The sequence below is a fragment of the Streptomyces sp. NPDC037389 genome (genome assembly GCF_040636475.1).
In the GTDB taxonomy this organism is placed as follows: Bacteria; Actinomycetota; Actinomycetes; order Streptomycetales; family Streptomycetaceae; genus Streptomyces; species Streptomyces hesseae.
In genome coordinates this window covers 211,563-234,940 of the sequence record NZ_JBEZUS010000011.1, presented here as the reverse complement: position 1 = coordinate 234,940, position 23,378 = coordinate 211,563, and the positions used below count along the sequence as shown (strand labels likewise).

Here is a 23,378-nt window from a genome sequence, read left to right as displayed (position 1 = left end):
GCGCATGGACGTATGAGTGCATAAACGCCGAGAGGGCCGTCCTTCCGGACGACCCTCTCAACCACTGTGGAGCTAAGGAGAATTGAACTCCTGACCTCCTGCATGCCATGCAGGCGCTCTACCAACTGAGCTATAGCCCCTTGTTTTGTTTTCCGCCGGGGTTTTCCTCGCGGTCTCCCTGGCGACACGGATTACATTACACGGACCTCCCCCCCATCTGCCAAATCGGTTCATCGAGCGTCCCGCAACGCCCCGGTATGACCGATTTTCGCGCGATCACGCGGTGACGAAGGAGTAGAACCGCTTGAGGGCGCAGTGCTCGTCGAGCAGTCGTCCGTAGATCGGCTCGCCCTCGAGCTCCCGGTAGGTCTCGATGGGGTCGCCTTTTATGATCAGCGCCCGTGCGCACTCCACACACCAGTACTGATATGCGGAGTTGAGCGGCTCCATGTCGCGGACGATCGGCGTCCCGCTGCCGCACCAGTCGCACTTCCGGCTGTGAGCACCCATGACCGCGCTCCCCCCCTCCCCCTCGGCCCCGCTCGCTCCCGGGTGTCCGATTCTGCCACGGGACCGCGCCGGAACAGCAACAATCCCGCCTCCCCGGGAGGGAAGACGGGATCGTCGTGGAGTGTGGAGCTAAGGAGAATTGAACTCCTGACCTCCTGCATGCCATGCAGGCGCTCTACCAACTGAGCTATAGCCCCGCTGTTCTCGGCTTCCCCGGAGGTTTTCCTCCGCGTTCCCCGCGAACAAGAAGAACTTTAGCCTGTGACCTGCCCGGATGTGAAATCGGGCCACTGCGGCCCCACGGCGGGCACCCAGGCCGCCGCTCAGTCGTCGTCGCCGAGCACCGGCTCGGGCAGCGTCCCGGCGTTGTGCTCCAGCAGCCGCCAGCCGCGCGCGCCCTCGCCCAGCACGGACCAGCAGCAGTTGGAGAGGCCGCCCAGCGACTCCCACGAGCGGGACTCCAGGCCCAGCAGCCGGCCGATGGTGGTGCGGATCGTGCCGCCGTGGCTGACCACGACGAGCGTGCCGCCGTCGGGGAGCTTGTCGGCGTGCGACAGCACCACCGGCGCCGCCCGGTCGGCGACCTCGGTCTCCAGCTCGCCGCCGCCGCGCCGCACGGGCTCGCCGCGCTTCCACGCGGCGTACTGCTCGCCGTAGCGCTCGGCGATCTCCTCGTGGGTCAGCCCCTGCCAGGCGCCCGCGTAGGTCTCCCGCAGCTCGGAGTGGTGGATGACCGTGAGGCCCGTGACGGCCGACAGCTCGGCCGCCGTGGTCCTGGCGCGGTCCAGGTCGGAGGAGACGATCGCGTCGGGCCGCAACGCGGCCAGCAGCCGGGCGGACCGGCGCGCCTGGGCGACACCGGTGCCGGTCAGCTCGATGTCCGTGGTGCCCTGGAAACGGCGCTCCACGTTCCACGCGGTCTGGCCGTGCCGCCACAGCACCAGCCGGCGGCCACGGCCGCCCGGGCGGCCGTTCAGCTCAGGTCTCCGTCCAGGTCGCCACCGGCGGCCTGCTCCCGGCTGTGCTCCTCGGCCTTGCCGCGGGTGGCGACGGCGTCGGCGGGCAGCTCGATCTCCGGGCAGTCCTTCCACAGCCGCTCAAGGGCGTAGAAGACACGCTCCTCGCTGTGCTGGACGTGCACGACGATGTCGACGTAGTCCAGGAGCACCCAGCGGGCGTCGCGGTCGCCCTCGCGGCGCACCGGCTTGGCGCCGAGCTCCTTGAGCAGCCGCTCCTCGATCTCGTCGACGATCGACTTGACCTGGCGGTCGTTGGGGGCCGAGGCCAGCAGGAAGGCGTCGGTGATCGACAGTACGTCGCTGACGTCGTAGGCGATGACGTCGTGCGCGAGCTTGTCGGCGGCAGCCTGGGCGGCGGCCTGGATGAGCTCGATGGAGCGGTCCGTGGCGGTCACAAGCCATGCTTTCGTAAAGAGGGTCAGTACGTCTCAAGGGTCTCACGACCCACCGACGCCACTCCCGGCGTTTTTCCCCGGCCTCCGGCCCCCGGCCTCCGGCCCCCGGCCTCCGGCCCTCAGCTCTTGTAGTCCTTGCCCAGGACCACCGCGACGTCCGCGTTGCCCGCCCCCGTGCCCTTGCGCACGGCCTTCTCCGGCAGGCCCAGCGTCCTGGCCACCTGCTTGGCGTCGGCCGCCCGGGCGTCGTCCGCGTAGGTCACCGAGGAGGCCGCCTCCGCCGTGCCCGAGCCGCCGCCGTCGACGTAGGTGTAGCCGCCGTTGACCAGCGTGACCTGCGCCGTTCCGGACGCGGCGGCGGACCCTGTGGCGTTCTTCACGCTCACCCGGGGCGGCGCGCCCTTGGCGGTGGCGCGCACCGTGCCGCCGAGGACGTCCTTGACCATGCTGTCGGCCGCCTGCCCGCCGAGCGCCCCGTCCGTCTTCACGGGCAGGACGGAGGTGGCGTACGAGCCCTCCTTGGCCTTCTCGGCGAGGTGCGCCAGGGAGGCGCCCAGCTGCTGGACGGAGAGCGAGGGGTCGGGGATCTGTGCCAGGGAGTCCACGGTCGTGGTGGCCGCCTGGGGGTCGGTGGACAGCTTCCGGAGCACCGCCCGCATGACCTGGCCGAACCGGGCCAGCTGCCGGCCCTGGTCCTCGCCGGTGGCCCGGTAGGTGGCGTAGCCGACCGCCGCCCGGCCACTGAGGGTCTTCCCCTTGCCCTGCTCGACCAGCGGGCCGTCGCCCTGCTTGGCGCCGGGCACGGCCGCGTCCGTGTCGACCGTGATGCCGCCGACGAGCTCGACCAGGTTCTCCAGGTAGGGGGTGTCCAGCCGCCAGCTGCCCTTGATGTCCGCGCCGAGCAGGGTGTTCAGGGCGTCCCTGGTCGCCCCGGTGCCGGCGTCCTGGACGGCCTTGCCGAGCGTCGTGGCGGTGCCGCCCTCCTTGGTGGTGAGCCCCAGCGAGTTCGGCAGCAGGAGGGTGGTGGCCTTCTTGGTGGTCTCGTTGTCGACCAGCAGGGCGGTGGAGCTGTCGCCGCCCTGGGTCTGCCGCAGATGCACGACGATCACGTCCCGCTTCTGCGCGCCCGTCGCGGCGGCCGTGCCCTTCTTCTCCTCTCCTCCGGAGAGGAGGAACCAGCCGATGCCGCCGCCCAGCGCGAGCACGAGCACCACGGCGAGGGCGACGACGCGGTTGCGGCCCTTGCGCTTGCGCTCGTCGCGGCGCTCGGTGCGGCTCTCGCTGAACTTGAGCCAGTCGATGACGTCCTCGGAGCCCTCGTCCGGCTCCTCGATGAAGGAGAACTGGCCGGTCCGGTACGCGTCCGCCTCCGCCTCCGGCGCGGAACCGGGTACGGAGTCGGCCGCGGGTACGGAGTCGGCCGCGGGCCGGGGCTCCGGGATGCGGCCGTCCGCCACCGCCGCCTCCGGGGCCCCGTCGCCGACGGGGCCCGTCTGCCGGGGGATCCACTCCTGCTGTGCCTGCTGGGTCTGCGTCGCGTAGGAGTCGTACGCCGCTTGCGGCTGCTGGGGCTCTGCGGTGTGCGGGTCATAGCCGTACACCTGCTGCTGGATCGGCTGACCGTAGGCGTCGTACACGCGCTCAGGGGCGTCCGGCCGGTACACCGGCTGTCCGTAGACGTCGTAGCCATAAACCTGCGCCTGCGCGTACGGGTCGTGCGCGTACGGGTCCTGTCGGTCGTTCACCAGTGCCCCTAAGTGGCCGGCGGGCCGGAGCCGGCCGTCGTGCGGTTCAGCCGTCGTGACGGTACAGCTTGCGCTTGTCGATGTAGCGCACCACACCGTCGGGCACGAGGTACCAGACGGGATCACCCTGCGCCACGCGGGCGCGGCAGTCGGAGGAGGAGATGGCGAGGGCGGGGACCTCCACGAAGGAGACCCGGTCCTCGGGCAGCCCCGGATTGGCCAGTATGTGGCCCGGCCGGGTGACGCCGATGAAGTGGGCCAGCGAGAAGAGCTCGTCGGTGTCCCGCCAGGTCAGGATCTGTGCCAGGGCGTCGGCGCCGGTGATGAAGAACAGATCCGCGTTCTCGTTGAGCTCGCGCAGCTCACGGAGGGTGTCCGTGGTGTAGGTGGGGCCACCGCGGTCGATGTCGATCCGGCTGACCGAGAACTGCGGGTTGGACGCGGTGGCGATCACCGTCATCAGATACCGGTCCTCGGCGGCGGACACCGCGCGGTGACTCTTCTGCCACGGCTGCCCGGTCGGCACGAAGACCACCTCGTCGAGGTGGAACTGCGAGGCCACTTCGCTCGCGGCGACCAGGTGACCGTGGTGGATGGGATCGAACGTCCCGCCCATCACTCCGAGCCGCCGCTTCCCGGGCCCTGTCTGCTCTCCCATGCGTGCAGACCCTACTGGGCGCGTTTCCACGCCTGTTCGCCAGGGACCGCTGGGATCAGCGGTCGCGGTTGAAACGGGTGGTGATCCACAGCAGGAGCAGCAGGATGACGAGGGCGGCGCCGCCGGTCATGAAGGGGCTGATGCTCTCGTGGTTGTCCACGTGGTGCTCCTCGGCGGCGAGGGAGACCAGGGCGCTGTGGGCGGTGGCGATGTTCACGTCGGCAGAACCTATCCGGGAGGGATCGGGTTAACGGTTGGAGACTTCTGCCACATCGTATGCGGGCCCTTATGCGGAGCTCACGCCGACTCCACGTGTGAGGGTCGACGGGACGGCCGCCGGGGCGTCTGCGGGGTCGGCCGGCGGGTGCGCCGATGGCTACTTGCGATAGCCCCGCAGCAGGAACCAGGCGACGAGGACGATGCCCACGATCCCGACGAGCAGGACGGTGCGCAGGAGGGCGCCGGGGCCCTGGTCGCCCTTGGAGACGGCGAGGACCTCGGTGAATCCGGGGTGGGCGGCGAGAGTGGTGATGTCGGGCATGCCTCCACGGTAGCCATGTCGGCGGCACGGCCTAGGCTGGGGTCCGGAAAGCCCGGTGCGGACCGCGGCCGGCCGACGTCAGGGGGTCTCGATGAGCGACGACCAGGAGTACGTGCACGGGGGCCCGGAGCGGCTGCCCGGCCGTGAGCGCAAGCACTTCCCCGGTATCTCCTCGCGGGCCTACGAACATCCGGCCGATCGTTCCGCCCTGGTGGCGCTGCGCAAGCTGAGCGGTTTCGACACGGTGTTCAAGGCGCTGAGCGGGCTGCTGCCGGAGCGCAGTCTGCGGCTGCTGTTCCTGTCGGACTCGGTGCGGGTGGGCGAGCTCCAGTTCCCCCGTCTGCACGCGATGCTGCTGGACGCCTGCGCCGTCCTGGACCTGCCGAAGGTCCCGCAGATGTACGTCACGCAGGACCCCCGGCCCAACGCCATGTGCGTCGGCCTGGACGAGCCGATCATCGTGGTGACCACGGGCCTGGTGGAGCTGCTGGACGAGGAGGAAATGCGGGCGGCCGTGGGCCACGAGGTCGGCCACGCCCTGTCCGGGCACGCGGTGTACCGCACGATCCTGCTGTTCCTGACCGAGCTCGCGCTCAAGGTCGCCTGGATCCCGCTGGGCGGGGTGGCGGTGACAGCGATCGTGACGGCGCTGCGCGAGTGGTTCCGGAAGTCGGAGCTGTCGGCGGACCGGGCGGGGCTGCTGGCGGGCCAGGACCCCCGGGCCTCGATGCGCGGCCTGATGAAGGTCGCGGGCGGCAACCACCTCCACGAGATGAACGTGGACGCGTTCCTCGCCCAGGCCGAGGAGTACGAGCGCGGCGGCGACCTGCGCGACTCCGTCCTGAAGATCATGAATGTGCTGCCGCGCAGCCACCCCTTCACCACCGTGCGCGCGGCGGAGCTGAAGAAGTGGTCCGAGAGCCGCGACTACCAGCGGATCATGGACGGCCACTACGCGCGGCGCGAGGACGACAAGGACGCCTCGGTGAGCGACTCCTTCCGGGAATCGGCGAACCACTACGCCGAGTCGGTGCGGGCTAGCAAGGACCCGCTGATGGGGCTGGTGCGGGACATCGCGGGCGGGGCGAGCGACCTGGGCGGCAAGCTGTTCGGGCGCGGGCCCGGCTCCAGCGGGTCCGGTCCCAGGAGCGGGGGTCCCAAGGGCGGGCAGGAGCGGGACGACACCCCGGACCGCTAGTGCCTCGGCGGCGTCTAGTGCCTCGGCGGCGTCGGCTGGGCCGAGGGCGCCAGGGTGCCGCAGAGATCGGCCGTCGTGGTGCCCGTGGCGTAGGGGTCGGTGCCCGCCGGGCCCTCCGTCGCGGCCTTCTCCCCCGCGAACAGTGGGCGCAGGAAGGACGCGTCGTCGGCCGAGCAGGACTCCGGTCCGGCCTGCGTCTGGCTCTGCAGCACCTGGACGTGGTGTTCCTGGAGGTCGTCGCGGTCGAAGCGGAAGCGCATCGTGCGCCGGACGACGAACAGCGAGACGTCCACCGCGCCCGCCTTGGCGGCCGGGCGGAGGGCGTAGACGAAGGTGTGGTCGGAGGAGACCTCCAGCGCGGCCGGGGACGCCTCCACGACCGTGAACGTGCCCTGGCTGCGGACGGTCCGGTCGGCGAGGGTCACCTGGCCCGGGTCGAAGCGGACCAGCCAGCCGGTGGCCGCGTGCCGCCCGTCGTCGGCGGGGCGGCTGAAGCTGTGGTCGAACTGCTCCAGCTGGGAGGGGGCGAGCAGCAGCCGTACGGTCCGCTGGTTGCCGCCGACGAGCACGCCCGGGTCGAGCGCGGACTTGACCGTGTACTCCTTGGCCGTGGCGAGCGCGGCCATCACCAGGCTCTCGGAGAAATTCTGGGTGCGCCGTGCGGCCGGAAGGGTGACGCCCTCGGCTCCGTCGCGCAGCCGTGCGGCCGGACCGTTGTCGAAGAGGTCCTTCGCGGCGGAGGCGCCGGGCACGGGATCGCGCGGGGCGAGGGGGACGAGGGCGATCCGCAGCGCCTCGGCGGCGGGCGGCTTCGGCTCCTTGTACGGGTGGCGCAGCCCCATGTAGACGGCGGTGCCGAAGGCAAGGGCGATCAGTACCACCAGCAGCAGGACCTGCCGGGAGGCGCTGACGCGGGCCCAGGCGTGGCGGGTGCGGACGGCGGGGGCGTGGTCGTCCATCCGCTCGCGGGCGGAGAACTCCTGGAGGCGGGCAGCCCGGACGAACGATTCGTCGAACACGACGGATCGGTACTCCTCGTCGCCGCCTCCCTGGGGGCCCTCGGGCGTGCCCTCAGGGGGGTCTCCAGGCCCGTTCATATCTCAAGAGTAGGTCCGAGGCGGCTTCGGTAAACGCCCTGGTACACGACAAGTTCCGACGAAATTTCAAGGGGCCGGGCGAGGGACCCGAGCCTTGGCCAGGGATCCTGCGATCAGTCACGGAATGACAGAAAGCGACTTCCAGACGACGGAAAATCACTTTCGGTGACCATCTCGGCCCGGGAATCAGGGCGTCAGCGGGAGGGCGGCACGGCGGAGGCCACGGGCGGCTCGGAGTCCGCCGAGACCGACGGCAGCGGCGCCCGCTGCTCCCCCACCGGGACGTCCACACCCGTGGTCGCGGGTGGCGGGGCGGGGCTCTGCCGGCCGCCCGAGGAGGCACCCCGGTAGACGGCGGTGAAGGCGAGGGCGATCACGCCTATGCCCATGACGACGGCGAGCACCCAGGCCACCGGGCGGTGCCAGCGGGCGTGCCCCCGGTAGGGCCCGCGCGCGATGCCGTAGCGCCCGTAGGGGCCATAGGCGTCGTCCGGATCGAGGTTCCGGGCGAGGCCCCGCGGCCCGTCCGGCCGGCCGTGGTGCCCGGTCGGGCCGCCGCGCGCGTCGTCGTAGGGGTCGTAGGGATCGTCGTCGGCGGGGCCGCCCCCGGCCCGGGAGCGCGCGGCGTCGGCCTCGGCGCGGGCCCGGTCGGCGGCGAGCATCCGCTCGACCGCGGAGGGTTCGTGGATCGTCGCGGACCGCACGAAATCCTCGTCGAAGACCGTGGAGGCGAACGGGTCGTCCGCACCCCCACGGCGGTGGCTGTCGGGCTCCTCGCCGTCCGGGAACGGCTTGCCCCCCACGTCGTCCGGCACCCGTCCAGCGTAGACCCGAACCGGTCAATCCGCGCGGCTGGTACGGGAATTCGGCCCGCGACGGGCCGCCCGCACCGGCCGCCGGGAGCGGCTAGCGCACGTGGCCGTCGCCGGTGACGATGTACTTCGTCGACGTCAGCTCGGGCAGCCCCATCGGGCCGCGCGCGTGGAGCTTCTGCGTGGAGATCCCGATCTCGGCGCCGAAACCGAACTGGCCTCCGTCGGTGAACCGGGTCGAGGCGTTGACCGCGACCGTGGTGGAGTCCACCAGCTGGGTGAAGCGGCGGGCCGCGGCCTGGGAGGTGGTGACGATCGCCTCGGTGTGCCCGGAGGTCCACAGCCGGATGTGGCGCACGGCCGCGTCCAGGTCGTCCACCACGGCGGCGGCGATGTCGTACGAGAGGTACTCGGTCTCCCAGTCCTCGGCCGTCGCGGGCACGACCGTGGCCGGGGAGCCCTCCGCCAGCTCCAGCACCCGCTCGTCGCCGTGGACGGTCACGCCCGCAGCCGCCAGCGCCTCCAGGGCGCGCGGCAGGAAGCGCTCGGCGATGTCCCGGTGCACCAGCAGGGTCTCGGCGGCGTTGCAGACGCTGACGCGGCTGGCCTTGGAGTTGACGAGGATGTCCACAGCCATGTCCAGGTCGGCCTCGGCGTCGATGTACACATGGCAGTTGCCCGTGCCCGTCTCGATCACCGGGACGGTCGACTCCGCCACGACCGTCCGGATCAGGGAGGCGCCGCCGCGCGGGATGAGCACGTCGACCATGCCCCGGGCACGCATCAACTCCCGTACGGATTCCCGGCTCTCGCCCGGCACCAGCTGCACCGCGTCGGCCGGCAGCCCGGCGCCGCCCACGGCGTCGCGGATCACCCGCACGAGGGCGGTGTTGGAGGCGTACGCGGAGGACGAGCCGCGCAGCAGCACGGCGTTGCCGGACTTCAGGCACAGGGCGGCGGCGTCGACCGTCACATTCGGGCGGGCCTCGTAGATGATGCCGACGACGCCGAGCGGCACCCGCACCTGGCGCAGGTCGATGCCGTTGGGCAGCGTGGAGCCGCGCACCACCTCACCCACCGGGTCGGGCAGCGCCACCACGTCCCGGACGTCCTTGGCGATGGCCCGCACCCGCTCGGGGGTGAGGGTGAGCCGGTCGACCACGCTCTCGCTCGTACCGGCGGCCCGGGCCTTCTCGACGTCCTCGGCGTTGGCCTCGACGATCTCGCGGGTACGGACCTCCAGCGCGTCGGCGATCGCCAGCAGCGCCTCGTCCTTCACCGAGCGCGGCAGTGGCGCGAGCTCGGCGGCCGCGGCACGGGCACGGTAGGCGGCTCGCAGCACCGGGGACTGCGGCATGGGGTCGGCGAGGGGGGAGGGGAAAACGCTGCTCATGGCCGCAGCCTAACCGCGGGCGGGCCGCGACCACCCGGAATTCCACACTCCGGGACGGCCGCGACCACGCGGACCCCTGGAGGACCAGCGGCGATCAGCCGCGCCGGCGGCGGTCAGAAGGGGTGCACCCCGACCGGGGTGGCCGGCAGCGGCCCGTAGCCCTCGGCGACCCGCTGGTGATACGTCTCACGGTCGATGACCTCCAGGCCGACGATCTCCCACGGCGGCAGCCGGGCCGTGGAACGGTGCTCGCCCCACAGCCGCAGCGCCACGGCCGCCGCGTCGTGGAGGTCGCGCGCCTCCTCCCAGTAGCGGATCTCGGCGTGGTCGTTGGCGTAGCGGCTGGTCAGCAGGAACGGGTGGTCGTGGGCGAGCTGCTCCAGCGCCCGCCGGACCTCCCCCAGCGGCGCCTCGGCACCCGAGACGCTGAGGGTGATGTGCCACAGCCGCGAGGCCGCGCCACCGCCGGCGCCCTCGGCCCTCTCCCCCGTCCACTCGTCCGTCCCGGCCGTCCCGACGCTGGTCAGTGTCCGCCCAGCCGTCCCTCGGGGCAGCGCCCCCGGGCGCCCTCGTCTCACCGGCGGCCTCCTGTTGCTCGCCGCTCCGCGCGCGTGCGGCGGAGCCGTGTGGTGCCGTGGGGCCGCCCGTCGACGACGGCCCCGTGTATCAAAGTTGACCAGTCGGCGGGCGGCCGCGTGACGGTTTTACGGAAAGGGTCAATGGAAAGGCTGGACTTACCGGGACCCTCTCTTCCACGGTTAACGCCCGTCAGTGACACGGCATTCGCGACCGGAATCGAAGCGCTCAGGCGCGCAGCACGACCAGGTCGTCGCGGTGCACGACCTCGCGCTCGTAGCCCGGGCCCAGCTCGCGCGCCAGGTCGCGGGTGGAGCGGCCCAGCAGCTGGGGGATCTCCCCGGCGTCGTAGGTCACCAGCCCGCGCGCCACGGCCCGGCCGGCCGGGTCCCGCAGCTCGACCGGGTCGCCCGCGCTGAACTCGCCCTCGACCGCCGCGATGCCCGCCGGCAGCAGCGAGCCCGTGCCCTCGACGACGGCCCGCACGGCCCCCTCGTCCAGGGTCAGGGCGCCCTGCGGCGTGGAGGCGTGCGCGAGCCACAGCAGCCGGTCGGCGGAGCGGCGGCCGGTGCGGTGGAAGTACGTGCCCGTGGGGCGCCCGCGCAGCGCGTCGGCGGCCTGGCTGGCGGAGGTGAGGACGACGGGGATGCCGGCCGCGGCGGCGATCCGGGCGGCCTCGACCTTGGTGACCATGCCACCGGTGCCCACGCCGGCCTTGCCCGCGCTGCCGATGGAGATCCCCTCCAGGTCCTTCTCCCCCGTGACCTCGGCGATCCGGGAGGTGCCCGGGATGCTGGGGTCGCCGTCGTACAGACCGTCGACGTCCGAGAGCAGGACGAGCAGATCGGCCCGGACCAGATGGGCGACGAGCGCCGCCAGCCGGTCGTTGTCGCCGAAGCGGATCTCGTCCGTGGCGACGGTGTCGTTCTCGTTGACGACGGGCACCGCGCCCATGGCCAGCAGCTGGTCCAGCGTCCGGCGGGCGTTGCGGTAGTGCGCCCGGCGGCTGGTGTCGTCCGTGGTCAGCAGTACCTGGCCGACCCGGCGCCCGTAGCGGGCGAAGGAGGCCGTGTAGCGGGCGACCAGCAGCCCCTGGCCGACACTGGCCGCGGCCTGCTGCCGGGCCAGGTCGCGGGGGCGCTTGGGAAGGCCCAGCGGGGCCAGGCCGGCGGCGATGGCACCGGAGGAGACGAGGACTATCTCCTTCTCCCCCGCGCCCCGCGCGGCCAGAGTCTTGGCCAGAGCATCGACGAGCGCGTCAACCCGGTCCGCGTCCAGCCCCCCACCCGCGGTGGTGAGTGAGGAGGACCCCACCTTGACCACGATCCTGCGGGCCGCGACGACCTCCCGCCGGGCCTCCTCCGGCTGCTCTGCCCCAGTCAACGTACGCACACCCCTGTGATCCTCGATGCTCCGCCGGTCGGCGGCCTGTTCCGGACCCGCAAATCTACCGTCTGACGATTGCGTCCGTTCGCAGGTGTTTTGGGCTGATCGGCCGGATGGAAGATTGCCCACCGGCCTGCCACCGTCATACGGTCTGTCACCGACCGTTCACCCCGCGCTGCTCACCGGAGAGCAACAACGGTCCCTCCCCCACGTACTTCTGCCAGGAGCCTTCCCGTGCCTTCTGCCGGAACAGCCTCCCGCCGGGCGGCACAGCTCGCGGCGCTGCTCTCGATGCTGGCCCTCTTCGTCGCCCAGCTCGTCGGCGCCCTCCTGCCGGACGTCCCGCTGCTGATCTCCTCCTCGGCGGCCGCCCTGGGACTCGATCTCGTCCTCCAGCACCGCGACCCGGGGCTGGTCGCCGTGCTCGGCAAGATCCGCTTCGATGTCATGGTCCGGCAGCTGCAACGCGACATACTGATCCTGCTCGGCCTGACGCGCCTGGGCGGCGACGACGCGCCCCGCGACTACGCCCCCGTGGTCGCCGGGCTGGTCCTCTTCTACGGCGCCCACCTGGCCTGCCAGGTCACCGCGATCCTCGTCCGCCGCAGCCGCACCCTGCCCTTCCTCACCCGGAACATCGACACCACCGGGCTGCGGCTGACCTCCGCGCCGCCACGGCTGCTGGCCCGTCAGCACAGCCGCCGGCTGCTGCGCTTCGCCGTCCCGGCCACGGCCGGGATGCTGACGGCCGCCGCCACCGGCGAGAAGTTCTGGGCCGCGGCCGGCGTCAGCACCTCGCTCGCCCTCGCCCTCGGCGGCGCGGCGTACCTGGCGGGCTGGCTGCGCCCGGGGAACCGGCCGGTCGACGAGGCGCGCGCGCTGGAATGGCTGGACCGCTGGCTGGCCGACTACCGCCCCAGCGTCGGCATGTACTTCTCCGGCGGGACGACCTCGGCGTACCAGGCGAACATGTGGCTCTCCACCCTGGGCACGCTGGACGGCAATCCGCTGATCGTGCTGCGCGAGCGGTTCATGATGCAGAAGATCGAGACCACCGACGTGCCCGTGCTCTGCATCCCCAAGGTCGTGCATCTGATGGCCCTGGAGAAGTCCTCGCTGAAGATGATGCTGCACCCGGCCAACTCCGGTAAGACCTCGCAGGTGCTGCGCATGCCGTCCATCAAGCACGCCTTCGTCAACCACGGCGAGAGCGACAAGCTCTCCAGCTGCAACCCCTACGCGAAGGCCTACGACGAGGTCTGGGTCGCGGGCCCCGCCGCCCGGGAGCGCTACCAGCTCGCCGACATCGGCGTGGAGGACAAGGACGTCGTCGAGGTGGGCCGCCCGCAACTGGCGCCCATCGAACCGGCCGGCTGCGGCACGCCCGCCGGGCCGTACCTGACCGTGCTCTACGCCCCCACGTGGGAGGGCTGGGACGGCAATCCCGGCAACACGTCGGTCATTCTCGCCGGGGAGAACATCGTGCGCGCCCTGCTCGCCGACCCCGGTGTGCGCCTGCTCTACAAGCCGCACCCCATGACCGGCTCCGTCGACCCGCGCGCCGGCCGTGCCGACCAGCGCATCCAGGCGCTGATCCGCCAGGCCGCCGCCGAACGTTCCGGCGCCCCCGTGCGCGCGGAGGCGGCCGCCGGACTCGCCCGTCGTACGGCCGAGCTGGACCGGCTCACCACCTGCGCCTTCCACGACAGCGCGGATGAGATGGAGCGCATGCTGCTCCAGGCCACGCCGGACAAGGGCCGCGCCGAAACCGTCGAGGCCGCCGCGGCCGCCTGGGAGGAGGCGTACTGGGCGTCGCTGCCGGAGTGGGAGCACCAGGTCGTCACCGACACCCGTCCCTCGCTCTTCGGCTGCTTCAACCGCTCCGATCTGCTGATCAGCGATGTCTCCAGCGTCGTCTCCGACTATCTGATCAGCGAGAAGCCGTATGCGGTCGCGAATACGAGCGGGCTGGCGGAGGAGGAGTTCCGGACGGCCTTCCCCACCGTCGGGGCGGCCACGATCCTCACCCCCGGCGCCGAGGGCGTCCCCGCGCTCCTCGCGGCCGTCCGCGACCCCGCCCCCGACCGCCTGGCGGCGGCACGCGCGGAGCTGAAGGTCCGGCTGCTCGGCCCTGCCGACCCGCCCTCGATCGTCCGCTTCAACGCGGCGGCGCTGGCGCTGGCCGCGAAGTCGGACGAGCGCCGGGCCCGGATGGAGGCCCGCGCCTCGGAGATCCCGGCCCCCCGTCTCGCCGCGGCGGAGGAGGCCGACGCCACCAGGGGTGGCTGAGGTTCTTTCCCGGGGCTCCGCCCCGGCCCCCGGTCCTCACACTCCCCCAGCTACCGCTGGGAGGTGCGCCCAAGGGGCTGGATAAATCCAGCCCCTTGGGCGTTTGAGGAGAAGGATTAAGCGAACGGGTCGAAGCCCTTGTACTCCTCGTCCGCCTCGTCGTGCTCCGCCTGCCGGTCGCGGCGGCGCTGCGCGGCCGGGCGCGGGGCCTCGAAGCGGTGGTCCTCACCGCGGCGGCCCAGCATCTCGGCACCGGAGGCCATCGTGGGCTCCCAGTCGAAGACGACCGCGTTCTCCTCGGGGCCGATGGCCACGCCGTCGCCCGCCCGGGCGCCGGACTTCATCAGCATCTCCTCGACACCGAGGCGGTTGAGTCGGTCGGCCAGGTAGCCGACGGCCTCGTCGTTGCTGAAGTCGGTCTGGCGCACCCAGCGCTCCGGCTTCTCGCCGCGCACGCGGAAGAGGCCGTCCTCCTCCTGGGTGACCGTGAAGCCCGCGTCGTCGACGGCCTTCGGGCGGATGACGACACGGGTCGCCTCCTCCTTCGGCTTCGCGGCACGCGACTTCGCCACGATGTCGGCCAGCGCGAAGGAGAGCTCCTTCAGCCCCAGGCGGGACACGGCCGAGACCTCGAAGACGTGGTAGCCGCGGGACTCCAGCTCGGGGCGGACCATCTCGGCGAGGTCCTGGCCGTCCGGGATGTCGACCTTGTTGAGGACGACGAGGCGCGGCCGGTTCTCGAGGCCGCCGTACTCCTTGAGCTCGGCCTCGATCACGTCGAGGTCGCTCAGCGGGTCGCGCTCGGACTCCAGCGTCGCGGTGTCGAGGACGTGCACCAGCACCGAGCAGCGCTCGACGTGGCGCAGGAACTCCAGGCCCAGGCCCCTGCCCTGGCTGGCGCCGGGGATCAGGCCGGGAACGTCGGCGATGGTGTAGACGGTCGCGCCGGCGGTGACCACGCCCAGGTTGGGCACGAGGGTGGTGAAGGGGTAGTCCGCGATCTTCGGCTTGGCCGCCGAGAGCACCGAGATCAGCGAGGACTTGCCCGCGCTCGGGTAGCCGACCAGGGCCACGTCGGCGACGGTCTTCAGCTCCAGGACGATGTCCTGGTCGTCGCCCGGCACGCCCAGCAGCGCGAAGCCCGGGGCCTTGCGGCGGGCCGAGGCCAGCGCGGCGTTGCCGAGGCCGCCGCGGCCGCCCTGGGCGGCGATGTAGGTGGTGCCCTGGCCGACGAGGTCCGCGAGGACGTTGCCGCGCTTGTCGAGGACGACCGTGCCGTCCGGGACCGGCAGGACCAGGTCCGTACCGTCCTTGCCGGAGCGGTTGCCGCCCTCGCCGGGCTTGCCGTTGGTGGCCTTGCGGTGCGGGCTGTGGTGGTAGTCCAGAAGCGTGGTGACGGACTGGTCGACGACCAGCGTCACATCACCGCCACGGCCGCCGTTGCCGCCGTCGGGGCCACCGAGGGGCTTGAACTTCTCGCGATGCACGGAGGCGCAGCCGTGGCCTCCGTTACCCGCGGCGACATGCAGCTCGACGCGGTCCACGAAGGTGGTCATAGCGGGTGCCTCCAGATACGCAGAAAGTGCGGGAATGTCTCTGTTGTAACGCGACAAGGGCGGACCCGCTTCCCCGCAGGGAAGCGAGGTCCGCCCTCGCTCATCGCTCTACGGCGTACTGATCAGATGATCAGACGGCCGGGACGATGTTGACGACCTTGCGGCCGCGGTGGGTGCCGAACTGCACCGCACCGGCGTTCAGCGCGAACAGGGTGTCGTCGCCACCGCGACCGACACCGGCGCCCGGGTGGAAGTGGGTGCCGCGCTGGCGGACCAGGATCTCACCGGCGCTGACGACCTGACCGCCGAAGCGCTTCACGCCGAGCCGCTGAGCGTTGGAGTCGCGACCGTTCCGAGTGGACGATGCGCCCTTCTTGTGTGCCATGTGTTCTCAGTCCCTTACTTCGCCGGGGCGTCGATGCCGGTGATCTTCAGCGCGGTGTGCAGCTGGCGGTGGCCGATGCGCTTCTTGTAACCGGTCTTGTTCTTGTACTTCTGGATCCGGATCTTGTCGCCCTTGTGGTGGTCGACAACCTCGGCCTGGACCTTCACGCCGGCCAGGACCCACGGGTCGCTGGTGACAGCGTCACCGTCGACGACCAGCAGCGTGGAGAGCTCGACGGTGTCGCCGACCTTGCTGGTGGAAATACGGTCAACCTCGATGACGTCGCCGACAGCAACCTTCTGCTGACGACCGCCGGTGCGCACGATCGCGTACACGCGGAACTCTCTCTCGCTAGGAACGGGACCTCTGATGCCAGCCGTTCGCACGGGCGCGGCCCGTGACTGTCCCGGGGGACGAGCGGCCTCCCTCGGCGGAGCCGGGGGGTGTTTGCTCAGGGGTTTGGCGTCGCGCAGGTTTGCACAGACGCCGACGGTCAAGGTTACGGGGCCTCGACCAGGGGGTCAAACCGACCCCCTCGCCGGGGCGGGCCCGTTCAGGGGCCCGCCCCGGCGGGGGCGGTGACTCAGTCCTCCGCGGCGGGCTCGGCCGCCACGGCCTTCTTCGTCGTCCGCTTGGCGGGCGCCTTCTTGGCGGCCGTCTTGGTGGCCGTCTTCTTCGCCGTCGCCTTCTTGGCGGTGGTGGTCTTCTTCGCCGCCGCCTTCTTGGCCGTGGTCGCCTTCTTCGCCGGCGCCTTCTTGGCGGCCGTCTTACGGGCCGTCTTCTTGGCGGGGGCGGCCTCGGGCTCCGCGTCGGCCATCACCTCGACATCGGCCTCGGCCATCACCACGGGCTCCTCGACCGGCAGGGCCTCGGGCTCCGGCGCGGCGACGACGACCACAGCGATGTCCTCGGCCCCGGCGGGCGAACCCGCCGGAGCGGACGCCTTACGGGTGGCACGACGGCGCGGACGGGCCGGGGCGGCCTCCGCCGCCACCGGCGCGGCGGCCTCGGGCACGACCTCGGGCTCGGGCTCGACGACCGGCGCGAGGGCCGCCTCGGGCTCGGGCCGCGGGGCGGGCTCGGCCGGGGCGGCCTTGACCACCACGACCTCCGGCTCGGCCGCGGCCTCCGGCCGCGGCGCGGACGCCTTGCGGGTCGCCCGGCGGCGCGTACGTCCACCACGGCTACGGGCGGCCGCCTCGGCCTCGGCGGGGCTGCTGAACCACTCGTCGTCACCGCCGACCGTGGGCACCAGATCCGCCTCGGCCACCGCCACCGGCTCCAGCTCGGGCGCCTCGGCGGGAGCCTCGGCGACGACCGGAGCGGCCTCGACGACCGGCTCGGCCGCGGCCTTGCCCTTCTTCTTGCCGCGCTTGCCGCCGACGGCACCGCCGCCACCGCCGCCCACGGAGGTGGGCTGCTCCATGTGGACGATCACACCGCGGCCGTTGCAGTGGACGCAGGACTCGGAGAAGGACTCCAGCAGGCCCTGGCCCACCCGCTTACGGGTCATCTGGACCAGGCCCAGCGACGTCACCTCGGCGACCTGGTGCTTCGTACGGTCCCGGCCCAGGCACTCCAGCAGGCGCCGCAGCACCAGGTCCCGGTTGGACTCCAGCACCATGTCGATGAAGTCGATCACGATGATGCCGCCGAGGTCGCGCAGCCGCAGCTGGCGCACGATCTCCTCGGCCGCCTCCAGGTTGTTCCTGGTGACCGTCTCCTCGAGGTTGCCGCCCTGACCGGTGAACTTGCCGGTGTTGACGTCGATGACGATCATCGCCTCGGTCCGGTCGATCACCAGCGAGCCACCGCTGGGCAGCCAGACCTTGCGGTCCAGCGCCTTCGAGAGCTGCTCGTCGATCCGGTACGTGGCGAAGACGTCGACCTCCGACGTCCACTTCTGGAGCCGGTCCGCCAGGTCGGGAGCGACGTGCGAGACATAGCCGTGGATGGTCTGCCACGCCTCGTCACCGCTCACGATGACCTTGGAGAAGTCCTCGTTGAAGATGTCGCGGACGACACGGACGGTCATGTCCGGCTCGCCGTACAGCAGGCTCGGCGCGCTCGTCGAGATCTGCTTGGACTTCTTCTTGATGTCTTCCCACTGCGCCTGGAGGCGCTCCACGTCACGGCGCAGCTCGTCCTCGCTCGCGCCCTCGGCGGCGGTGCGCACGATGACGCCCGCGTCCTCGGGGACGATCTTCTTGAGGATCTGCTTCAGACGCGCGCGCTCCGTGTCGGGCAGCTTGCGGCTGATGCCGGTCATCGAGCCCTCGGGCACATAGACCAGGTAGCGGCCGGGCAGGGAGACCTGGCTGGTCAGCCGGGCGCCCTTGTGGCCGATCGGGTCCTTGGTGACCTGGACGAGCACGGACTGGCCGGACTTCAGCGCGGTCTCGATGCGGCGCGGGCCGCTGCCCATGCCGAGCGCCTCGAAGTTGACCTCGCCCGCGTACAGGACGGCGTTGCGGCCCTTGCCGATGTCGACGAACGCGGCCTCCATCGACGGCAGCACGTTCTGGACCTTGCCCAGGTAGACGTTGCCGACGTAGCTGGTGGCCTGCTCCTTGTTGACGAAGTGCTCGACGAGGATGTTGTCCTCGAGCACACCGATCTGCGTGCGGTCGCCGTGCTGACGGACGACCATCACCCGCTCGACGGCCTCGCGGCGGGCCAGGAACTCGGCCTCGGTGATGATCGGCACCCGGCGGCGGCCCTGCTCGCGCCCCTCACGGCGGCGCTGCTTCTTCGCCTCCATACGGGTCGAGCCCTTGATGGACTGGACCTCGTCGAAGCCCGTGCCGCCCTCGGTGCGGGACGCGCGCTCGCGCGGCTCGCGGACCTTGACGACCGTGCGCTCCGGCTCGTCGGTGCCCGGCTCCTCCAAGGCCTCACCGCTGCGACGACGGCGACGACGACGGCGACGGCTGCCGGCGGACGAGTACTGCTCCTCGTCCTCGGGCTCCTCCTCGGCCTCTTCCTCGGCCTGCTCCTCCATGGCCTCGGGCTCTTCCTCGGCGCCCTCGATCTCGGCGGCCTCGCCACGGCGGCGACGGCGGCCACCGCGACGACGACGGCGCGACGGGCGCTCGCCCAGCTCCTCGTCCTCGGCGACGGCCTCCTCGGCCTGCTCCTCCAGGGCCTCGGGCTCCTCCTCGACCGCCGGGGCGACCGGGGCGGCCTGGGCGACCGGCTCGGCGGGCTCGCCACGACGGCGACGGCGACGACGGCCGCGCTCCTCGGCGACGGGCTCGACGGCTGCCGCTTCCTCCTCCGGCTGCTCGACGACGGCCTCGGCGGCAGCGGCAGCGGCGGCGGTCTCCGGCGTCTGGAACATCGGCTCGGCGAAGACCGGCGCCTGGAAGACGGCCGTCGGCGGACGGACGGCGCGGCGGCGACGGCCGCCCTCGGGGGCCTGCTCGACCGGCGCGGCCTCGACACGACGGCGCGTACGGCCGCCACCGGCGGGGGCCTCCTCGGCGGCCGGGGCCTCCTCGGCGGGCCGCTCCGCGGCACCGGCGGTGCCGGCGGCGCGCGTGGCACGGCGACGCGTACGGGCGGGACGGGCGGGGGCCTCCTCGGCGACGGGCTCGGCGGCGGCCTCCAGGGCCTCCTCCGCCTCTTCCTCGGCCTCGACGACGACCTCGGCGGCCTTCGGGGCACCCGCCGGGGCGGTCGCCTTACGGGTGGCACGACGGCGCGAACGGGCGGGGCGCGCCTCGGCGGCGGCCTCGGGCTCCTCGGCCTCGGTCACGGCCTCCACGGCGGCGGGCACGACGGGCTCGGCCTCGACGACCTCGGCAGCCTGCGGCGCACCCGCCGGAGCCGACGCGCGACGCGTGGCACGACGACGAGCACGGGCGGGGGCGGCCGGAGCCTCCTCGACCTCGGCCTCGACCTCGGCCTCGGTCACGGCCTCCACCGCGGCGGGGACGACGGGCTCGGCGGCCAGCGGGGCACCCGCCGGGGCGGTCGCCTTACGGGTGGCACGACGGCGGGTACGGGCGGGGGCGGCCGGAGCCTCCTCGACCTCGGGCGCGGCGGCGGCGGGCGCCTCCTCGACGACCGGCTCGGCGGCGGCCTCGGCGGCCTGCGGCGCACCGGCCGGAGCCGTCGCCTTACGCGTGGCACGACGGCGGGTACGGGCGGGCGCGGCGGCAGGGGCCTCCTCGGCCGGAGCCGCGACGGCCTCGGCGGTCGCGGCCTCGACGGCCGGCTCGACGGCGGCGTCCTCGGCGGCCTGCGGCGCACCGGCCGGAGCCGTCGCCTTACGGGTCGCGCGACGGCGGGTACGGGCGGGGGCGGCCGGAGCCTCCTCGACCTCGGGCGCGGCGGCGGCGGGCGCCTCCTCGACGACCGGCTCGGCAGTGCCCTCGGGCGCGCCGGCCGGGGCCGTCGCCTTGCGCGTCGCGCGGCGGCGGGTGCGGGCGGGCGTCTCCTCGGCCGGGGCGGCCTCGGACGGCTCGGCCGTGATGGGCTCGGCGGCGGCCGGGGCGGCCGCGGTCTTGCGGGTGGCGCGGCGGCGCGGGCGCGCCGGGGTCTCCGGGGCCGCGGCCTCGGCGGCCTCGGCCGGAGCCTCGGACGCGCCGGCGTTCACCGGCGAACCCGCGGGGCGGGACGCCACTCGGCGACGGCGGCGCGGCGGCAGCGTGTCGCTGGGCGAATTGTCAGTGTTGTTGCCGGGAACGCTCTGCGCGCCCCCCGGCTCCGTGGGCTCAATGGATTCGAGCATGCGGGCGGTTCTCCCGTCACGCTCCCGGGCGCCGCGCCGGATTCCGGCCACCGCACCGCGTGATGAGCGCGGTACCGCGGCCCGGGGCGCGATCGCCGCACGGGAGCTGTAGTCTCGCTCGCCGGTTCCGAGTGTCACGGCACCGGCGAAAGTCTCCTGGTCAGTGCACCTGCCGGACCGGGTGGCTCCCTGGTGGCGCGGCGGCGCGGCGACGGCCGTCCCTAACGGGGACCTTCCGGCACCTGCTGCGCGGCGCTGGGCCCGGCGGCCGTGGATGAGGCGGCCGGGGCGGCGTCGCGGTCGGGCGCGAGCGGGTCGGTCACCCTGCCGGACTCCTCATCGAGCAGCCCCTGCGCCAGCCTGGTCACCGCTGCGGGGACCGGCGGCGCCAGGTCGGCCACAGCGCGGAGACCGGACAGGACGTCGTCGGGTCGTACGGCAGGTGTCACGTGCCGAACAACCAGCCGCAGTATCGCACAGGCACCGTCGCCCGGCCTATCGGCCGGAGCGTCGAGGGCCTCGAGTCGGGACACCGCGCCACGTGCGTCGAAGGTCCGCAACCCGTTTTTGGTGCGGCGCTGGACGTCCACGGTCTCCGCGGCCAGGAAGGCCTCCACCGCAGACCGGACGTCCGCGACCTCGACGCCGTCGAGGCGCAGCTCCCACACGGAGGCCTGGAGCCGGTCGGCGAAGGAGGAGGTGTGGGCCTCCACCGCGTCGACGATGTCGAGCCCGGCCGGCAGCGACTCGTCGAGGAGCGCCCGCAGGTGCGCGGGGTCGCGGACCTCGGCGAGCTGGATCTCCAGGTACTCGGCCTCGCTGCCCGTGCCGGTGGGTGCGGCGTTGGCGTAGGAGACCTTGGGGTGCGGGGTGAAGCCCGCCGAGTACGCCATGGGCACCTCGGCGCGCCGCAGCGCCCGCTCGAAGGCGCGCTGGAAATCGCGGTGGCTGGTGAACCGAAGGCGGCCGCGCTTGGTGTAGCGCAGTCGGATGCGCTGCACTGCGGGTGCGGGCGGCGGTCCTTCGGGCTGTCGCTTGCCCAGTGTTCTTCAGTCCTTCATTGAGTGCGGTCGTGCTGCTGCCCAGCGTACGCGCGCGGGCCCGGCCGTACGGGGGCGTGCGGGGCCTTCGCCCCGCGCCCCCTCACCGGCTCCGGGTCACTTGACCACGGACAGCGGCAGCAGCTTCTTGCCCGTCGGGCCGATCTGAATCGAGGTGTCCATCTGAGGACACACTCCGCAGTCGAAGCACGGGGTCCAGCGGCAGTCCTCGACCTCGGTCTCGTCGAGCGCGTCCTGCCAGTCCTCCCAGAGCCAGTCCTTGTCGAGACCGGAGTCCAGGTGGTCCCAGGGCAGGACCTCCTCGTAGGTGCGCTCGCGCGTGGTGTACCAGTCGACGTCGACGCCCTGCTCGGGCAGCGTCGCCTCGGCGCACTTCATCCAGCGGTCGTAGCTGAAGTGCTCGCGCCAGCCGTCGAAGCGGCCGCCGTCCTCGTAGACGGCGCGGATGAGGGCGCCGAGGCGGCGGTCACCGCGGGAGAGCAGGCCCTCGACGATGCCGGGCTTGCCGTCGTGGTAGCGGAAGCCGATGGAGCGGCCGTACTTCTTGTCGCCGCGGATCTTGTCGCGCAGCTTCTCCAGGCGGGCGTCGGTCTCCTCGGCGGAGAGCTGCGGCGCCCACTGGAAGGGGGTGTGCGGCTTGGGGACGAAACCGCCGATGGAGACGGTGCAGCGGATGTCGTTGGACTTCGACACCTCGCGGCCCTTGGCGATCACGCTCGTCGCCATGTCGGCGATCTGGAGCACGTCCTCGTCGGTCTCGGTGGGGAGGCCGCACATGAAGTACAGCTTCACCTGGCGCCAGCCGTTGCCGTAGGCGGTGGCGACGGTCCGGATGAGGTCCTCCTCCGAGACCATCTTGTTGATGACCTTGCGCATGCGCTCGGAGCCGCCCTCGGGGGCGAACGTCAGACCGGAACGGCGGCCGTTGCGGGTCAGCTCGTTCGCCAGGTCGACGTTGAACGCGTCGACGCGGGTCGAGGGCAGGGAGAGACCGATCTTGTCCGCTTCGTAGCGGTCGGCCAGGCCCTTGGCGACCTCGCCGATCTCGGTGTGGTCGGCGGAGGACAGCGACAGCAGGCCGACCTCCTCGAAGCCGGTCGCCTTGAGGCCCTTCTCGACCATCTCGCCGATGCCGGTGATGCTGCGCTCGCGCACGGGGCGCGTGATCATGCCGGCCTGGCAGAAGCGGCAGCCGCGCGTGCAGCCGCGGAAGATCTCCACGGACATCCGCTCGTGCACGGTCTCGGCCAGCGGCACCAGCGGCTGCTTGGGGTACGGCCACTCGTCGAGGTCCATGACGGTGTGCTTGGACACCCGCCACGGCACGCCCGACTGGTTGGGCACGACACGGGCGATACGGCCGTCGGGCAGGTACTCGACGTCGTAGAAGCGCGGGACGTACACGCCGCCGGTCTTCGCGAGGCGCAGCAGCACCTCGTCGCGGCCGCCGGGACGGCCCTCGGCCTTCCAGGCGCGGATGATCTCGGTCATCTCCAGCACGGCCTGCTCGCCGTCGCCGATCACGGCGCAGTCGATGAAGTCCGCGACGGGCTCGGGGTTGAAGGCCGCGTGACCGCCGGCGAGGACGATCGGGTCGTCGATCGTGCGGTCCTTGGACTCCAGCGGGATCCCGGCGAGGTCCAGGGCGGTGAGCATGTTGGTGTAGCCGAGCTCGGTGGAGAAGCTGAGGCCGAAGACGTCGAACGCCTTGACCGGCCGGTGGCTGTCCACGGTGAACTGCGGCACGTCGTGCTCGCGCATCAGGGCCTCGAGGTCCGGCCACACGCTGTAGGTGCGCTCGGCGAGGACGCCCTCACGTTCGTTGAGGACCTCGTAGAGGATCATGACGCCCTGGTTGGGGAGCCCGACCTCGTAGGCGTCCGGGTACATGAGGCACCAGCGGACGTCGCACTCCTCCCACGGCTTGACGGTGGAGTTCAGCTCGCCACCGACGTACTGGATGGGCTTCTGCACATGCGGGAGCAGGGCCTCGAGCTGCGGGAAGACCGATTCGGCAGTCAT

The 23,378-nt window shown here is 72.4% G+C and carries 20 protein-coding genes and 2 tRNA genes; 2 read left to right on the top strand and 20 right to left on the bottom strand.

The window, feature by feature from the left end:
- Positions 1 to 67: 67 nt before the first annotated feature.
- From AB0E98_RS24985 to AB0E98_RS24945, 9 genes are all read right to left on the bottom strand, one after another.
- Positions 68 to 140: transfer RNA gene (locus tag AB0E98_RS24985), tRNA-Ala, on the bottom strand.
- A 136-nt stretch (positions 141 to 276) separates the two neighbouring features.
- Positions 277 to 510, bottom strand: coding sequence for a hypothetical protein (locus AB0E98_RS24980; protein ID WP_126914103.1), 234 nt, complete (start codon positions 508 to 510; stop codon positions 277 to 279).
- A gap of 124 nt (positions 511 to 634) precedes the next feature.
- Positions 635 to 707 (bottom strand) — tRNA-Ala (locus AB0E98_RS24975).
- Between the two features lie 126 nt (positions 708 to 833).
- The gene (locus tag AB0E98_RS24970) at positions 834 to 1,487 is read right to left on the bottom strand and encodes a histidine phosphatase family protein (protein WP_361706473.1); all 654 of its coding nucleotides are present in this window, start codon (positions 1,485 to 1,487) and stop codon (positions 834 to 836) included.
- Positions 1,484 to 1,924 (bottom strand): ribosome silencing factor, encoded by a 441-nt coding sequence (rsfS, locus tag AB0E98_RS24965; protein WP_361706409.1) that lies wholly within the window; start codon positions 1,922 to 1,924, stop codon positions 1,484 to 1,486. The genes AB0E98_RS24970 and rsfS overlap by 4 nt, the downstream gene beginning before the upstream one ends.
- A gap of 119 nt (positions 1,925 to 2,043) precedes the next feature.
- Positions 2,044 to 3,669, bottom strand: coding sequence for an LCP family protein (locus tag AB0E98_RS24960; RefSeq protein ID WP_361706408.1), 1,626 nt, complete (start codon positions 3,667 to 3,669; stop codon positions 2,044 to 2,046).
- 46 nt (positions 3,670 to 3,715) lie between these two features.
- Positions 3,716 to 4,327 carry a nicotinate-nucleotide adenylyltransferase gene (gene nadD, locus AB0E98_RS24955; protein ID WP_361706406.1) on the bottom strand — a complete coding sequence of 204 codons (612 nt, stop codon included), beginning with the start codon at positions 4,325 to 4,327 and terminating at the stop codon, positions 3,716 to 3,718.
- Between the two features lie 55 nt (positions 4,328 to 4,382).
- The gene (locus AB0E98_RS24950; protein ID WP_311613035.1) at positions 4,383 to 4,544 is read right to left on the bottom strand and encodes a hypothetical protein; all 162 of its coding nucleotides are present in this window, start codon (positions 4,542 to 4,544) and stop codon (positions 4,383 to 4,385) included.
- Between the two features lie 159 nt (positions 4,545 to 4,703).
- Positions 4,704 to 4,868 (bottom strand): hypothetical protein, encoded by a 165-nt coding sequence (locus tag AB0E98_RS24945; RefSeq protein WP_361706404.1) that lies wholly within the window; start codon positions 4,866 to 4,868, stop codon positions 4,704 to 4,706.
- A 91-nt stretch (positions 4,869 to 4,959) separates the two neighbouring features.
- Here AB0E98_RS24945 and AB0E98_RS24940 point away from each other — a divergent pair, with 91 nt between their 5' ends.
- A complete protein-coding gene (locus AB0E98_RS24940) occupies positions 4,960 to 6,066 on the top strand; it encodes a M48 family metallopeptidase (protein WP_361706402.1) in 1,107 nt (368 codons plus the stop codon).
- Positions 6,067 to 6,080: 14 nt separating this feature from the next.
- On the opposite strand, the gene AB0E98_RS24935 is transcribed toward AB0E98_RS24940, so the two are convergent.
- From AB0E98_RS24935 to proB, 5 genes are all read right to left on the bottom strand, one after another.
- Positions 6,081 to 7,163, bottom strand: coding sequence for a hypothetical protein (locus tag AB0E98_RS24935; RefSeq protein WP_361706400.1), 1,083 nt, complete (start codon positions 7,161 to 7,163; stop codon positions 6,081 to 6,083).
- A gap of 194 nt (positions 7,164 to 7,357) precedes the next feature.
- Positions 7,358 to 7,978, bottom strand: a complete 621-nt coding sequence (locus AB0E98_RS24930; protein WP_361706397.1) for a hypothetical protein — start codon at positions 7,976 to 7,978, stop codon at positions 7,358 to 7,360.
- A 91-nt stretch (positions 7,979 to 8,069) separates the two neighbouring features.
- Complete coding sequence (locus AB0E98_RS24925) at positions 8,070 to 9,368, bottom strand: glutamate-5-semialdehyde dehydrogenase (protein WP_361706396.1); 1,299 nt, start codon at positions 9,366 to 9,368, stop codon at positions 8,070 to 8,072.
- A gap of 113 nt (positions 9,369 to 9,481) precedes the next feature.
- Complete coding sequence (locus AB0E98_RS24920) at positions 9,482 to 9,946, bottom strand: hypothetical protein (RefSeq protein ID WP_361706393.1); 465 nt, start codon at positions 9,944 to 9,946, stop codon at positions 9,482 to 9,484.
- Positions 9,947 to 10,172: 226 nt separating this feature from the next.
- The gene (gene proB, locus AB0E98_RS24915; RefSeq protein ID WP_361706391.1) at positions 10,173 to 11,336 is read right to left on the bottom strand and encodes a glutamate 5-kinase; all 1,164 of its coding nucleotides are present in this window, start codon (positions 11,334 to 11,336) and stop codon (positions 10,173 to 10,175) included.
- A 228-nt stretch (positions 11,337 to 11,564) separates the two neighbouring features.
- Between proB and AB0E98_RS24910 the strand changes: the two genes are divergently transcribed.
- Complete coding sequence (locus AB0E98_RS24910; protein WP_361706388.1) at positions 11,565 to 13,619, top strand: hypothetical protein; 2,055 nt, start codon at positions 11,565 to 11,567, stop codon at positions 13,617 to 13,619.
- A gap of 116 nt (positions 13,620 to 13,735) precedes the next feature.
- Here the strand turns inward: AB0E98_RS24910 and obgE are convergent, their stop codons facing one another.
- From obgE to AB0E98_RS24880, 6 genes are all read right to left on the bottom strand, one after another.
- Entirely contained in the window at positions 13,736 to 15,175 is a 1,440-nt protein-coding gene (gene obgE, locus AB0E98_RS24905) for a GTPase ObgE (RefSeq protein WP_361706385.1), read from the bottom strand.
- Positions 15,176 to 15,305: 130 nt separating this feature from the next.
- The gene (gene rpmA, locus AB0E98_RS24900; RefSeq protein WP_311613025.1) at positions 15,306 to 15,560 is read right to left on the bottom strand and encodes a 50S ribosomal protein L27; all 255 of its coding nucleotides are present in this window, start codon (positions 15,558 to 15,560) and stop codon (positions 15,306 to 15,308) included.
- A 14-nt stretch (positions 15,561 to 15,574) separates the two neighbouring features.
- Positions 15,575 to 15,895, bottom strand: coding sequence for a 50S ribosomal protein L21 (rplU, locus tag AB0E98_RS24895; protein ID WP_018538042.1), 321 nt, complete (start codon positions 15,893 to 15,895; stop codon positions 15,575 to 15,577).
- Between the two features lie 248 nt (positions 15,896 to 16,143).
- Entirely contained in the window at positions 16,144 to 20,295 is a 4,152-nt protein-coding gene (locus AB0E98_RS24890) for an Rne/Rng family ribonuclease (protein ID WP_361706382.1), read from the bottom strand.
- Positions 20,296 to 20,516: 221 nt separating this feature from the next.
- Positions 20,517 to 21,296, bottom strand: coding sequence for a TIGR03936 family radical SAM-associated protein (locus AB0E98_RS24885; protein WP_361706379.1), 780 nt, complete (start codon positions 21,294 to 21,296; stop codon positions 20,517 to 20,519).
- Positions 21,297 to 21,452: 156 nt separating this feature from the next.
- Positions 21,453 to 23,378 carry a TIGR03960 family B12-binding radical SAM protein gene (locus AB0E98_RS24880; RefSeq protein WP_361706376.1) on the bottom strand — a complete coding sequence of 642 codons (1,926 nt, stop codon included), beginning with the start codon at positions 23,376 to 23,378 and terminating at the stop codon, positions 21,453 to 21,455.

Bases quoted from the DNA above. Each gene is read 5' to 3' on its own strand.
- AB0E98_RS24880 (WP_361706376.1), bottom strand. From the start codon at position 23,378: ATGACTGCCGAATCGGTCTTCCCGCAGCTCGAGGCCCTGCTCCCGCAT.
- AB0E98_RS24945 (WP_361706404.1), bottom strand. From the start codon at position 4,868: ATGCCCGACATCACCACTCTCGCCGCCCACCCCGGATTCACCGAGGTC.
- AB0E98_RS24890 (WP_361706382.1), bottom strand. From the start codon at position 20,295: ATGCTCGAATCCATTGAGCCCACGGAGCCGGGGGGCGCGCAGAGCGTT.
- obgE (WP_361706385.1), bottom strand. From the start codon at position 15,175: ATGACCACCTTCGTGGACCGCGTCGAGCTGCATGTCGCCGCGGGTAAC.
- AB0E98_RS24940 (WP_361706402.1), top strand. From the start codon at position 4,960: ATGAGCGACGACCAGGAGTACGTGCACGGGGGCCCGGAGCGGCTGCCC.
- AB0E98_RS24925 (WP_361706396.1), bottom strand. From the start codon at position 9,368: ATGAGCAGCGTTTTCCCCTCCCCCCTCGCCGACCCCATGCCGCAGTCC.
- nadD (WP_361706406.1), bottom strand. From the start codon at position 4,327: ATGGGAGAGCAGACAGGGCCCGGGAAGCGGCGGCTCGGAGTGATGGGC.
- AB0E98_RS24935 (WP_361706400.1), bottom strand. From the start codon at position 7,163: ATGAACGGGCCTGGAGACCCCCCTGAGGGCACGCCCGAGGGCCCCCAG.
- rpmA (WP_311613025.1), bottom strand. From the start codon at position 15,560: ATGGCACACAAGAAGGGCGCATCGTCCACTCGGAACGGTCGCGACTCC.
- AB0E98_RS24980 (WP_126914103.1), bottom strand. From the start codon at position 510: ATGGGTGCTCACAGCCGGAAGTGCGACTGGTGCGGCAGCGGGACGCCG.